This is a genomic window from Paenibacillus sp. FSL M8-0212 (genome assembly GCF_038004645.1).
Classification (GTDB): Bacteria; Bacillota; Bacilli; order Paenibacillales; family Paenibacillaceae; genus Paenibacillus.
Genome location: NZ_JBBORP010000001.1, coordinates 6,190,467 through 6,204,649, shown reverse-complemented (window position 1 = coordinate 6,204,649; position 14,183 = coordinate 6,190,467). Strand labels below are relative to the sequence as shown.

Here is a 14,183-nt window from a genome sequence, read left to right as displayed (position 1 = left end):
CTATTCTATCCCAACATTAGGAGGTAGATTGATGAGCACATTTCTGGATGCAAGAACATCTCAAAATGCCAGTTTGGCCAACTCAATAGCTATTCCAATATTATTCCTGAACACTCCACAGCTCTTTGGCCAAATCGGTCTGCAAACTGCCGGAGCAGGAGCAAATCCCAGAGTTCAATTTAAAGGGACGGTTTCTGTACAATTACCTTTAGCTCTTGCGGGAATAACGATTACCGTTGTAAGAGGTACCTTAGCAACGGACCCGGTCATTTATTCTGCTACATCCACATTTGATTTAAGTGTACTGGCACCACAAGTAATCACATTCTCGGGAAATGATTTTAATCCACCGATTTTACCACAATTAACCTACACTGCTTTTGTAAGCTCCAACTTGCTGGGAACAATCCGTGTTGGTCCTGAGAATTTCGATGGATTTGTTGTTTCTGATTAATAGCTCTCTCTAAAAATAGTTATGTTAATAGTATAAATAACCCCATACCTCTAATCTTATTGGGAAACCGATTAGAGGTATGGGGTTATACGTATTTTTTAATCTGAAACGACATACCCGTCGAAACTCTCGGGTCCCACGCGTGTAGTCCCGAGCAGGTTTGTGCTGATAAATGCGGTATAGGTTAATTGGGGCATGAGCGGTGGGTTATAGTCAGTGGCAGAGAAGACAATCACTTCAGGGTTAAGCAGACCATTCAGACCATATGTGTGGTTTCCTGAGTATACAATTGGATCGGTTGCGATTGTTCCTCTTACCACAGTAATTCTCACTATAAAAAGTGCACGAGGCAATTGCACCGTGATGGTTCCTTTTAATGAAACTCTTAGATTGGTTCCGGCTCCAGCGGTGATGAGACCAATCTGGCCGAATAATTGGGGCGTTAAAATCACTGGAATCGGTATGGAGATGGAATTAAACAAGGCGGCATTTTGGGATGTCCGTGCATCTAGAAATTGCGTCAATGAATATACCTCCTATCTTACTCAGATAGAATAATATATTCATTATTCAGATATTCGCATGGACGGTGGGTGCAGTGCTGGAAATATTAAAGACAAACTGACTGCCCAAATCACTGGAATCTTTAAGCCATACAACGCCACCCATTAATTCTGCGAGTTGTTTACAGATGGACAGGCCCAGCCCCGCTCCGCCATACTTTCCTGAATTACCATGAATCTGGGAGTAGGATTTGAACAAGAGATCCTGGCGATCCTGCGGGATGCCGATGCCCGTATCCTTTATTTCGTAGGATGCATGGAGAGTACCTTCTGTATCAGCAGATACCTCAGTAGAGATACATACTTCACCTTTCTCCGTAAATTTAAGCGCATTCCCAACGAGATTGATTAGAATCTGACGAACTTTGTGCTGATCGCCCATAAGCATCAGATGATCATTAATATTATATTCTGCGTACAACTTAATTCCTTTTTTCTGTGCTTCAGAAGAGAATAATTGTAATACATGTTCTACTGTTTCAGTGACACTATAGGGTTTGATCTCCAGAGAGATCGCACCAGCTTCTGCTTTGGAGTAGTCCAGAATTTGATCCATCATCGACAGAAGGCTGGCACCACTTGACTCAATGACATTAACATATAACGATTGATCCTCACTCAGCCTGGTCGATTGCAACAGATTGGCCATGGCAAGAACACCATTCATTGGCGTCCGGATTTCGTGGCTGAGAACGGCGAGCAGATTTTTCTTTTCTTCAAGCACTTTTGCAGCGGTCTCTTCCGCCTGTTTTAACTGTTGCAGAGTTGTTTCCATCTCAAGAAGACTCGTGAAAAATGAAGATAAGGAGAGAAGCAGATCCACGTCCTTTTGTTGATAGGAATAGAAATCCTGATCAAATGAGCAAAGGGAGCCGTAAATTTCTCCGTTCTCATTATGTATAGGCACACCGACAAATGAGCAGCCACCTACGAATTCGGTTGCGTCCATATGTCTGGTTAATGGATGAGTCAGATTATTATTGATCACCAACGGACCTTGGGTATGTTCTGTCACAAGTGCACAGTATGACTCGGCGTTATCAACGACCAGCCCTTCACCCAGGATTAGTTTGTCGCGATTATATACGTTCAGAACTTTGGTGGATAGATGATCCAACTGGGCAATACAAAACGTGTTTGCAGGAATTAATCTGCTTGCCGTGTCCATAACGTTAGCAGCCGAATCATATAATTTATGTGAGACAATGGATAGTACATCAATGAATTCTGTTTTCAACATATTGATTTGACTCCTCCTGATTGTAGAAATTCGTTGTGCACTGTATTCAGTATATATGAATTCGAAGAATCGATCATGTATGGTTTTGACAGTGGAAGACGGAAATGAGAAAATATAATGCTGTGCAACATGTATATATTAATAAAGTTTTGGAGGCAAATCAATGAATCAACGTTTTCGAATTACCCGATCCATGCAAGATAGTAATGCCGAACAATCCATTTCGCTGGAAGAGTGCAAACTTTACTTTGAATCCCAACCCGATTTTACCTATTCACCGGTTCTTAACATTGTAGGAGCTGAAAGCACCATGACCATCGAGGGGGACTTTTTTATGTGGGACCTTGAGGGTGCACAGATTGCTTTTCGTTTGTACATGGGGGATCTGTATGTAGCTATTTCTAACGAAGCTATTGTACCCAAAATGATTGAGATTGCAACGGAACTACGTGCAGATATCGTTGAAGGATAAGAAGTAGAGAACTAGAGTTTGATAAAAGTGTAATCATGTTAGTTGTAGTATGCTTTAGACATTCTTGTAAAAATGAGACTAAAGATTCATTTATATTCCATATGTTAGATTGTAATATATGGAATATAAAACATTTTACAGGAGAGTGGATGAAGTGAAAAAGACCAAATTAATACTTGTTGTATTCATGAGTATGATCCTTGCCTTATCAATAACTGGAATAGGATCGAGTTCAAAGGCTTCTGCAGCTACGGCGCGTACACCTATTGTATTGGTACATGGATTGACCGGTTCAGATAGCAATTTTACAGCAATTGAGAGTTATTTGCGTAGCCAAGGGTGGACAAGAGACGAACTATTTGCGATTGACCTTCCTAGCAAACAAGGAAACCAGCTGTTGAACTCCGCAGCAATTAGTCGATTCGTAGATGATGTTCTAAACCAAACGGGTCACACGAAAGTGAATATTATAGCTCATAGCATGGGTGGAGCTAACAGTCTCTATTACATACTTAACCGTGGAGGCGCTTCCAAAGTGGACAAGTTGATTACCCTTGGCGGGGCTAATCGATTGACCACAACGACAGCTCCGAGTGGAATAAAGGTGACTTCGATCTATTCCACCAGTGACACGATTGTGTCCCCGGCACTTTCCCGGTTGAACGGGGCGAACAACGTTTCGGTTTCCCTCGTATCCCATATCGGTCTGCTGTTTAACTCACGGGTGAATGCCCTGATCAAAACTGCGTTGAACGAGTAGCTGACATTGTAAAAATGGTAAACAAATGTACATTTTTTCATAATATATTAAATGATTGACTTGAACACGACTGACCATTCATGGTTAGTTGTGTTTTCGTATTACCTGGAAATGGCTTGCTGAGGTAAGATTCAAAAATAGGTGCATCCATTCTATAATTAGAAATCAGAATAAAAATGGAGCAAGTTAAAGGAGTCTGTATACGTGCAACCTCAACCGAATGATCGAATTAAGGTTCATCCAGGCTTTTGGGCTGGATTACATCAATTAGGGATTGATGCTGACGACATCGCTCGTACAGCACAACTATCTCTTGAGACAATAAATAAACCTGTAGTGACCCAATCTCAGTACTTTGCAATCTGGCAGGCCTACTCTGATCTCATTGGGGACACTGCCGAGGGCATCGTCAAACTTGCAACCGGATATGAGATATCGAAGTATCCTCCGCCTGTTCTGGCGATGTACCATGCTCGTGATTATCGTGATGCGTTGAATCGAATGGCCCGTTACAAGCAAATGTGTCCTCCCGAAAGTTTGCAGATTACCGAAGCAGGGGAGGAATGTATCATTGAACTCGAATGGTTACATAAGGGTCAACAAGGTCCGCCATTACTAGTCGGTATTACGCTGGCATTTCTAATCGAACTTGGACGGAGGGGCACAGGACAGCCTGTCACTGCAAAACGGGTTGAGTTCTCCCAACCGATGGGTGACGTAGCCACCCTTGAGGCTTACTTCGGCTGTCGAGTCGATACGAATTCCAACTCTAATCGGCTGACGATAGAACGGAAAGATCTGAGTCTTCCCTTTCTATCGTATAACGAGGAGTTACTTGAGATTCTGACCCCGGCTCTGGATCGGTCGCTGGACGAACAAGAGAGCAATCGTTCCGTTACTGAAGTAGTCAAATGGATTATGAAACGCAGCCTCACAGGAAAGCGCCCTGACATCCAGACGGTCGCCAAAGAGCTTCGCATGAGCGATCGTACCTTGCAGCGGCGACTGACGGAGGAGAACACAAACTTCAAGCAATTATTAACCGAGGCCAGACGTGAGCAGGCCCGAGAGTACCTTGCAGATCCTTCGCTCGATATCAAAGAAGTCGCATTTCTGGTTGGATATGAAGATCAGAATTCATTCTATCGTGCTTTCAAGACCTGGGAAGGGGATACACCTTCAAATTGGCGTGTAAGGCAATAACTCTGGCGCAAAATGCTAGTTACTAGGTCCTTCAGACTGCGTAATATTATACCTATCCGGTGCGTGAAGCTATTGGCAATGTCCAGAAGAAGAAGCCGGATAGTTGTAATCATGAAGGAGAAATGCAGGATGGATATGGGACTAAAAGAGAAAACAGCCTTAGTTACAGGATCAACAAAAGGGATCGGCAAAGCGATTGCTATAGAACTCGCTCGAGAAGGTGTTCATGTTCTGATTAATGGACGTAATGATGAAGAGGTGGAACAAACCGTTCGTGAAATCAAGTCCACTTTTCCGGAGACCTCTCCGCAAAAGGCTACCGCTGATCTTGTGGATCTGGCGCAACGCCAAGCTTTATTCGAAAAATTTCCTGAAGTTGATATATTAATCAATAGTATGGGGATATATGAAATCATGAGTTATGAAGACGTGAACGATGAAGTGTGGGAGAAATATTTCCGTATTAATGTACTCGCTGCCAATGGCTTGTCTCAATTTTATTTACCTAAAATGGTGAAGAAAAATGATGGGCGTATTATTTTCATCGCAAGTGAAGAAGCCCTTATGCCTTCAGGTCAGATGCCCCAGTATTGCATGACCAAGTCAATGCTGCTGTCATTATCCAAAAGTTTGTCCAAACTGACAGCAGGGACCGAGGTTACGATCAATACAATCCTGCCAGGTCCAACACTGTCCGAAAACGTACAAAAAATCATTGAGGGCATATACCCTGATGAGACGTTGAATTTCAAGGAAAAAGAGAAAGACTTTATGAAGAGTAATCTGCCACAGTCTGAATTACAGCGATTCATCAAGCCATGTGAAATAGGCAGACTCGCAGCTTTTGTATGCAGCCCGTATGCTTCAGCTTTTAGAGGTTCTCCCATCCGAATGGACGGGGGCATGGTTCCCACCATATTTTAAAATTGTTCAGGATACAGGATATGTATCCATAAGATGTCGCCAGCATTGGCGACTTTTTTATTTGTAAATGATCTATGCGAGGGGCGTCAATCGAGTTTATAATACAGGTATGATTTTCGAAAACGATTTCTGTTTATTGGAAGCGATTACTTATATCGATTAGTTGAATCTAAAAGGGGATATTATCATGATAGCTGCAATAAATCTGGAAGGCATATGGAAACTCCAACTTGATGAACATAAGGTGGAACGTGGTCTGAATTTCTCAGACGTTATTACATTACCAAATACTACATCTCATGCGGCCAAGGGCAAGAAAAACGAGAATGTGTTAATCGGTGCGCTGACGGATGAGTACTTATTTGAGGGTTATGCCTGGTTTTCACGAGAGATTAAAATTCCCGAACACTTGGCTGGAAAATGTTGCTTCTTGCATCTGGAACGAACACGAGTAACCACAGTTTGGATCGATGGGGTGGAATGCGGAACACAAAACAGTCTGAACACACCTCACCGTTACGAGATTGAGGCAGGGCTAACCGCTGGGACTCATACAATTACCATTCGAGTGGACAATACCAATTATCCAACCAAAGGTGGTCACCTTACATCCGAAGACACGCAGACGAATTGGAACGGCATCACCGGGAAATTGGAACTTCAATTTTTCGAGCGTGTTTTCCTGGAGAATGTTCAAGTTTACCCCGTTCTGGCAACAAAATCTTTCGACATTAAGGCAGCACTTGTCGGTGAACTGCAAGGAGTACGAATCGTGGTATCAGCTGTTTCTGTCAGTGCAGATCCAGTTCATACGACGGAGGAACAGATATTCACCCCGGATTCGCAAGAGATCCAGCTGACGTATAAGATTGGCGAAGATGCCATGTTATGGAGTGATGATGAACCTAACCTGTACCAACTTCATATTCATCTGCAAGATCAGGATGGCGAAGTGCTGGATTCCACCGAAGTATGGACGGGATTAAGGGAATTCCGGGCTGCCGGAGATAAATTCACCATTAATGGTCGCAAAACGTTTCTTCGAGGCAAACATGACGGGCTGATCTTTCCGCTCACGGGATACGCGCCAACAGATGTGGATGAATGGGTTCGTATTCTCGCTATCTCCAAGTCCTACGGTATCAATCACTACCGTTTCCATACCTGTTGTCCTCCGGAGGCTGCTTTTATTGCAGCGGATCTGCTCGGCATCTACATGGAGCCTGAGCTTCCATTCTGGGGAACCATTACGGATGAATCATCGGATGGGCATAATCAAGCAGAGCAGGATTACTTGATTAGCGAAGGATTTGCAATGTTGCGTGCTTTTGGTAATCATCCTTCGTTTGTCATGATGTCCATGGGGAATGAACTATGGGGAAGCAAGGATAGATTGAATTCGATCCTGAAGGCATACAAAGCATATGATCATCGTCATCTATACACCGAAGGTTCCAATAACTTTCAGTTTGTGCCGGACATTCTGGAGGAAAGTGAATTCTTCTGCGGAGTGCGTTTCTCCAAAGAGCGCCTGTTCAGAGGTTCGTATGCGATGTGTGATGCCCCGCTTGGTCACGTGCAGACCGACTTGCCAAACACGCTGAAAGATTACGATTCGAACATTTTACCGGAGCAAGGCAGCGATGTTGACCCTTCTGGACAAACGGGGGATAAAGAGATTCAGATTCAGTATGGGACAAGCTCCAAAACGGTGCAGGCCGAAGCTGGTAGTGACCAACTTGTCTCACATGTACCGATCATCTCGCATGAAATTGGACAGTACGCCACGTTTCCTAATTTCGAGGAGATCAACAAGTATACAGGTTCTCTCAAAGCCAAGAATTTCGAAGTGTTTCGAGAGCGTCTGAATGCCAAAGGACTGGGACATCTGGCGGAAGCATACTTCAGAGCCTCTGGTAAACTCGCGGTCGCATGTTACAAGGAAGAACTGGAAGCTGCTTTTCGTTCGCAGCAACTAGCCGGGTTCCAGCTGCTGGATCTTCAGGATTTCAGTGGTCAGGGAACAGCGCTGGTGGGTGTACTGGACGCATTCATGGATTCCAAAGGCATGATTACACCTGAGGAGTGGAGAACGTTTTGTTCCGATGCGGTGCTGTTGGCGAGATTCCCCAAATATAATTATCAAGCTGGTGAACTGTTCGAAGCGCGCATTGAACTAAGTTACTTCCGGAGACAAGCATTGGATGGACTTCAATTGAAGTGGGAAATTCAAAGCGAGCAGATCGAAGGAAGCGTCCTATTGGAAGGGAAAGCAGACCTGCCAGCGACCCATGGAGAACATTATGTGAATATCGCGGATCTCAGCATTCGCATTCCTGAAGTCTCCAATATGACCAAAGTGGAGCTTAGACTGTCCATTCCAGGCACGGATATCCGTAAGTCGTACGACCTGTGGATCTACCCGAGTCAACTGGACGTGGATTTGACCGGATTAAATCTCTTTACCGAACTCTCCGAAGCGGCGCTGGTGTTGCTAGAGCAGGGAGAGGATATCATGCTTTTCCCAAATCCCGACCAGATTCAACATGCGATTCAAGGTTTCTATAGCACCGATTTCTGGTCTTACCCTATGTTCCGATCCATCTCGGAGAATATGAAAAGAGAAGTTCCTGTGGGCACAATGGGCTTGTTAATTCAACAGGATCATCCGGCCTTCGAACATTTTGTCACAGAGGAGCACTCAACTTATCCGTGGTGGAGCATCGTGTCCGAGTCATCATCGATCATCTTGGATGAGTTGGATAAAGACTTGAATCCGATCGTGCAGACCATTGACAATTTTGAGCGAAACCACAAGCTCGGCCTGTTGATGGAGTGTCGGGTCCGGAAGGGGAGAGTGCTGATGGGAGCGCTGAATCTGGAGCGTCTGATGACTACATTGGAGGGCAGACAGTTGTTATACAGCTTCCGGCGTTATGTACAGAGTTCCGCTTACCAGCCAGTTGCACGTCTGGAAGTAGAGGAACTTCGCAAGTTGTTTAACTAAGATATAGGGGAAGAAGTGTCAGGTTTCCCTTAATTATGCCAATGAGCCCCTTCCGCGAATGGAAGGGGCTATAAGACATGCAGATTGAATCGGTTCATTCGCCCATTAAGCGTTAGATAAACCTGCACTTTTTAGGATAACATTCCAATCTTCTTCTTCAAAAAGTATGTTGTCTTTATCCTCTGTTACTCCGATCCGGACCTCAAGGATCACCATCCTGGTTTCAGCCAGAATAGAAAAGAGACTCTCCTTGGTAATCGCGAACTGATTGCCCATACTCACTTGCATGACCTTTCCGTTGACGAGCACTTGCCCACTGCCTGCAAGCACGGTCCATGCTCTACACCCAGTTCTATGCCAGTTCAACCCGATATGTTTGCCCGGTAGAACCGTTATGTTTAATGTGGTTACTGTTCTATTCTCATCTTCTAACGAACTTTCAATGACACGATAACTGCCCCAGGTTGATTCACCATACATCGGTTTTAGTGGCAAGTTACCCAATTGCGCTTTAATTTCATTTGAATTATTTTTGTTGGCAATGAGAATGCCATCCGGACTTGCGGCAGCGATAATACCTGGCACGCCAATGACTTGGATGGGGTAGGGAAGCTCGTTAATAATATAGGAATCGGAGGAAGAACCCGAGATTTCACCGTGTCCGATTACATGGGTATCTAACTGTGCGCACAGCGTATCCCAGCTTCCGATATCCTGCCATACTCCCTTATAAGGCAGGACTACGGCCCGCTGCGCCTTTTCTGCAACATGCTTGTCAAAACTGCGTTCAGGCAACGCTTCATACAGGGACAACAATTGATCATAATGAACCGGAAGCCCCATTTTTTTAATATGGGATATCATAAACGCGACGGTGAATGCGTACACACCGCAGTTCCATAGTGCCCCACGTTGTAGCAGAGTCTCAGCAATGGTGGCTTCGGGTTTTTCTATAAATTGTGTTATGGGCGCATAAGCATTACGTTCTTCCCCACCCGGCAGGATGTATCCATACTGTTCTGAAGCATGTGTAGGCCTTGTCCCAATTAAAGCGATATCGGCTTGAGAATGTTTCAATATGTCCGGCAGTAATTGGAAGTTGCTGAAAAAATCTTCACCTGCGAACACATCAGCTGGCGCGATACAGATCACATCGTCATCTTTGGCCATTCGGAAGGATTGCAGATATAACGTCGCTAAGGCCGCCGCAGTAAAAGTGCCTCGTTTATAAGGTTCCCCAATGACTGGTATTTTGCCTTGAGTATGTCGTGCCGTAATATTAGCCTGATCCTGATGTGAAATAATGAGCGTTGAATCCGTTAGGGATGAACTGTCAAGCTGGCGGCATACTCTGCTGATCATGGATTCCCTACCTCCAGCGGGTGATGGAAGTATATCTATGAACAGCTTGGAGCGAAGCTCATTGGATAACGGCCAGAGCCTTTTGCCAGAGCCGCCGCACAGCATTACGATATGCATGGGCTTCCTCCTTAAGCTCAGGGAGCTTTACTATAGATTTTCCGTTTATGGAAGGAAAGAGAACGGTATTTAAGAGCCAGATTGCGGATTTGTTGCTCTTTTAACGAAGAAGCGTTCACATTCAGACTTTTATTCTTGGAGCTTCTAAGGACCATGCTGCCTGGGTTCTTGGTATACATAAAATTGGCATACGTTTCATACTCGGAGAAACCAAACTGCTTTTTCTTATTGATATTGGAGATGATCGCTTTGTACCATGGCAGCTTATGAACGGCTTCAATTTTATGTTTTAAGGCAGCGAGTTTCGATTTGTCGAACAGCATATAATGAGTGACAAAAGAGCGGGGACGTGGAGCTTTCATGCCTAACAACTTGCGGTAGGTATTAAAATATTCCGGCTGGCTCCAGTCACGGCAGTAAAAGACTGTTTTGCCTTCTACAATAAATGAATGAGGTTTAATCAGTACGGTATCTGCATCCATGACTAGAAAGTACTTTGCCTTCACAATGGAATCTCCGTTCATTTTGAGCAGCTGTTGATATAACCAGCCTGACCGATTCCATCGGGAGGACTGGTAGTGTATGTCGTTTTTGGTTATAGGCAGGACGGATCGCTCATTAACAAAAATGCAGTTTTTGAGGGTACAAAGTTTTCTGATTTTGGTGCTTACCGGAGAAACAATATATATGCTTCCAATGGGATGGTTTACATAACGGCGAATGTTATCAATGACGAGGGGAAGGGTAGCCAAATCTTTCTCGATCGCTGGTATCAGAACATCAATCTTAGGCGCATTATTCAACCGGATTTCAGGCAGGACGGACATTTACTCATCTCCTTGCACAAATCGTGATGACTCATTATATGGTATGTGTGCAAAAGTGTTTTGGTCAGGGCATGTGCAAATATACATTTTTACGAATAGGGGCTTTTGTTGAGGGCTCCTTTATCGGTATTACATATAATGCATGCAGGATCTTGATCAAACAGCGGGCTATGATGCGGTTGCTGAAGGGAGAGTTTACGACATGGGAGTTGATAAATTGCAGCCGTTAAGAAGCAAGTGGTTAAAAACAAAATTGATCATTAATAATGAATTAATTAAACCGTTTATCCCCGACACACAGAAATATAACAAAACGAATCTGAAATCCATGATCAGCAAATATGGAATGGTCTATGTCAAACCCGAGAGAGGTACTTTCGGGATGGGTGTTATTAAGGCCGAGATGGAAAGTCATCAACATTTTGTCTATCAGATAGAGCAAAAACGCCTGACGTTTGACAGCTTTGAATCGTTTTATAGCAGTCTGACTCGTCTGGTGAATAAAAGAAGTTATCTGATTCAGAGAGGAATCCATCTGCTTAAGCACAATAACAGACGTTTTGACATCCGAGTCATGATACAGCTAAGCCCGACCAAACATTGGGAAGCTACCGGAATCATCGGCCGACTGGGTCATCCTAAGAAAATCGTAACCAATTATCATAGTGGTGGTACACCGATGGATATTCACAAGCTGCTACAATCGCATGCATCCACAAAACGCAGGAATGAACTGGTTCAGGAGATGAATGAGCTTAGCCTGCGCATAGCTCGTCATATGAAAAAAAAGTACCCGTATCTAAAGCAAATCGGTGTAGATATCGGCCTTGACCACAGTCTGAAACCCTGGATTATTGAGGTAAATGTCAAACCTGACCCATTTATATTCAATCAATTAAAGGACAAGACGATGTATCGCAAGGTAATACGATATTACCGCCATGCTTTCCCCAAAAAAACAGAATAACAGACCGGACTTTTCATAGAAATGACTGGAGAAGGTCTCAAGCTCAAGAGTCGCCAATGTGGCGACTTTTTTTGTTGATCTGCGTTTTAGGGTCGGAATAATGCATTTCATCCCAATTCGACTCCGAAACCTATGCTAAAATAGTATATTCGAGAGTGAAATTCAGAGTCGATGTCGATGAAAGGCGGATGTTCCCCCATGTTCAATATTGCAATCTGTGATGATGAGGAACAGCAACGAGAACGTGTGAAATCCATGCTGGTCTCCTTATCTCTAAAAACCAATTTTGATTTTCAAATTAGCCTATTCACATCTGGTGAACAACTGCTCTCACACTACAGAGAGGTTGGGGATACATTCAATATCCTCATCTTGGATGTGGAGATGGGCGGAATGAACGGAATTCAGACCGCTAAAGAGATCAGAAACATGAAGTTTCTGGATGTACAGATTATGTTTCTGACGAGTTACCCGGAATATATGGTGGAGAGCTTTGATGTCATCACCTTTCAATATCTGATCAAGCCCATCCAGCCGCAAGTTTTCGAGGAAAAGATGATTAAGCTGTGTCAATATTTTCAGGCATTGGACAAAAAGTATGTACTAATCAAATCAGACTATGATGAACTGCTGCTGAAATATGATGATATTCTCTGGATTGAGGTCGTCAAAAGTTTAACGATCAAGAACAAGTTAAATTTTGTGACACAGGAAAATGTACATGAAACCAAAGGCATTTTATCCAGCTACGCTAGTGGTTTGAAAGATCACGGTTTCTTGCAGATTCATCGCTCGATTATCATCAACCTGATGCATGTTCAGAAGTTTTCCGGTACCCAAGTTGTTATGTTAAATGGAACCGAATTGCCTATAGGCCGATCCAAGGTTAAAGAAGTCAAGGATGCCTACACCAAATACATGATTATGAGGATTCAATGATATGGATGTATATATGATCCTTTCCATCATCTTTGTCACCTTACTTATGGCATTTCAGGCGAATTTTTATTTTGATTCTGTGCTGGGTAAGTCCAAGCGGAAGCCACAGAGAGTTTTCTATTTCATCGTATTTTTGATGCTGGGTTATTTTTATTTGGCATCTTCCTTCTCCGATCTCGTTTCCACTGCAGTTGCTCTGCTATTAATCTTCAGTCTGGCACAGTCCTATGAAGTGGAGTTCAAAATCAAGCTTGTTTTCACCATCCTGTATGGGGTCTTGATTACTATGGCGAATACGATAGCGGTATATATTCTCGGAGTTGTGGAATCGACAGATTTCATTTCATGGGAACAGTTCAACGGAGATAACCACTGGATTCTCTCCAAGGTGATGTTACTGGGTTGTAGCATCATGTTCATTGTTATTCAAGTTGTCCGTCTAGTCGCCAAACGTAGAAGTTTTGCCGTTCACTATCGTTATTATTTGCTGTTTCTCATCGTGCCGATCATTACGATCTATCAGATCAATGTGGCCTCCATCTATAGTGAAAAAAACATATTTTACGTCTTTTCTGTACTGGGCTCTCTTTTTCTCAACGTGTTCATTGTTTATGTATTCGATAATATGGTGGAAAAGGTACAGCTCACGCATGAAAATAACCAGTTACAGCGTCAGATGGACTACCAGGATGCCAACTATGAGAAGACCGTTCACAGTTTCAAGAACATTAAATCCATCATCCATGATATCAATCAGCAATTTCTGTATATTGATGAATGTATCCAACGTAACGAACTGACGGCGGCAGGGGATCATATCAAGTCTACATTAAATACCATTGAAGGTGCGTATAAGCGGGTGAATTCCGGCAATCTGGTCATTGATGCTCTTGTTACGAATACTCTAGCTATGGGACAGGCAAACGGAATCAAAATCGACACCAAAATCCAGCTCCACTCGCAACATATCCAGATCGATCGCTATGATCTGTGTGTGGTGCTTGGTAACATGCTCGATAACGCGATTGAAGCCTCCAAGAAGGTTAGACAAGCGGAGGATCGATATGTCCTCATTGCCATTCACTCGACGTCATCTGCACTCGTCATCCAGATTATGAATCATGTAGAGCACCCTGTCGTTGATTTGAAAAGTGAGAAGCCCAATCCGGAGTACCATGGGATCGGGCTAACCAATATATCGCGAATGTGCGAGAAATATGGTGGACATATGAGCATTGAGCATCAGCATCGGAAGTTTAATAACATGGTCGTGCTTCCGTTTCACACCGACAATCCCTGAACATACCGTTCGGGGATTGTTTTTTTCCATTCAGGGTCCGTTTGCGTT

Annotated in this window: 13 protein-coding genes; 9 read left to right on the top strand and 4 right to left on the bottom strand. The window is 43.6% G+C overall.

Annotation, left to right across the window (positions count from 1 at the left end):
• The first annotated feature begins 31 nt into the window (after positions 1 to 31).
• The gene (locus MKX68_RS27090) at positions 32 to 454 is read left to right on the top strand and encodes a hypothetical protein (RefSeq protein ID WP_340914803.1); all 423 of its coding nucleotides are present in this window, start codon (positions 32 to 34) and stop codon (positions 452 to 454) included.
• Positions 455 to 552: 98 nt separating this feature from the next.
• Here the strand turns inward: MKX68_RS27090 and MKX68_RS27085 are convergent, their stop codons facing one another.
• Entirely contained in the window at positions 553 to 978 is a 426-nt protein-coding gene (locus tag MKX68_RS27085; RefSeq protein WP_340914802.1) for a hypothetical protein, read from the bottom strand.
• Positions 979 to 1,024: 46 nt separating this feature from the next.
• Entirely contained in the window at positions 1,025 to 2,257 is a 1,233-nt protein-coding gene (locus MKX68_RS27080) for a GAF domain-containing sensor histidine kinase (protein ID WP_133384686.1), read from the bottom strand.
• 163 nt (positions 2,258 to 2,420) lie between these two features.
• Between MKX68_RS27080 and MKX68_RS27075 the strand changes: the two genes are divergently transcribed.
• From MKX68_RS27075 to MKX68_RS27055, 5 genes are all read left to right on the top strand, one after another.
• A complete protein-coding gene (locus MKX68_RS27075; RefSeq protein WP_211083220.1) occupies positions 2,421 to 2,729 on the top strand; it encodes a hypothetical protein in 309 nt (102 codons plus the stop codon).
• Between the two features lie 187 nt (positions 2,730 to 2,916).
• Positions 2,917 to 3,489 (top strand): alpha/beta fold hydrolase, encoded by a 573-nt coding sequence (locus MKX68_RS27070; protein ID WP_211083302.1) that lies wholly within the window; start codon positions 2,917 to 2,919, stop codon positions 3,487 to 3,489.
• Positions 3,490 to 3,693: 204 nt separating this feature from the next.
• Complete coding sequence (locus tag MKX68_RS27065; RefSeq protein ID WP_340914799.1) at positions 3,694 to 4,692, top strand: helix-turn-helix domain-containing protein; 999 nt, start codon at positions 3,694 to 3,696, stop codon at positions 4,690 to 4,692.
• A 129-nt stretch (positions 4,693 to 4,821) separates the two neighbouring features.
• Positions 4,822 to 5,616, top strand: coding sequence for an SDR family NAD(P)-dependent oxidoreductase (locus tag MKX68_RS27060; RefSeq protein WP_340914796.1), 795 nt, complete (start codon positions 4,822 to 4,824; stop codon positions 5,614 to 5,616).
• 187 nt (positions 5,617 to 5,803) lie between these two features.
• A complete protein-coding gene (locus MKX68_RS27055; RefSeq protein ID WP_340914794.1) occupies positions 5,804 to 8,623 on the top strand; it encodes a glycoside hydrolase family 2 TIM barrel-domain containing protein in 2,820 nt (939 codons plus the stop codon).
• Between the two features lie 105 nt (positions 8,624 to 8,728).
• On the opposite strand, the gene MKX68_RS27050 is transcribed toward MKX68_RS27055, so the two are convergent.
• Positions 8,729 to 10,102: a sugar phosphate nucleotidyltransferase gene (locus MKX68_RS27050; protein WP_340914793.1), complete on the bottom strand. Its 1,374-nt coding sequence runs from the start codon at positions 10,100 to 10,102 to the stop codon at positions 8,729 to 8,731.
• Positions 10,103 to 10,119: 17 nt separating this feature from the next.
• Positions 10,120 to 10,929, bottom strand: a complete 810-nt coding sequence (locus tag MKX68_RS27045; protein WP_340914791.1) for a DUF6492 family protein — start codon at positions 10,927 to 10,929, stop codon at positions 10,120 to 10,122.
• A 202-nt stretch (positions 10,930 to 11,131) separates the two neighbouring features.
• Here MKX68_RS27045 and MKX68_RS27040 point away from each other — a divergent pair, with 202 nt between their 5' ends.
• From MKX68_RS27040 to MKX68_RS27030, 3 genes are all read left to right on the top strand, one after another.
• The gene (locus tag MKX68_RS27040; RefSeq protein ID WP_340914789.1) at positions 11,132 to 11,896 is read left to right on the top strand and encodes a YheC/YheD family protein; all 765 of its coding nucleotides are present in this window, start codon (positions 11,132 to 11,134) and stop codon (positions 11,894 to 11,896) included.
• A 198-nt stretch (positions 11,897 to 12,094) separates the two neighbouring features.
• The gene (locus MKX68_RS27035) at positions 12,095 to 12,835 is read left to right on the top strand and encodes a LytR/AlgR family response regulator transcription factor (protein ID WP_340914787.1); all 741 of its coding nucleotides are present in this window, start codon (positions 12,095 to 12,097) and stop codon (positions 12,833 to 12,835) included.
• A gap of 1 nt (position 12,836) precedes the next feature.
• Positions 12,837 to 14,135: a sensor histidine kinase gene (locus tag MKX68_RS27030; RefSeq protein WP_340914785.1), complete on the top strand. Its 1,299-nt coding sequence runs from the start codon at positions 12,837 to 12,839 to the stop codon at positions 14,133 to 14,135.
• Positions 14,136 to 14,183 lie beyond the last annotated feature (48 nt).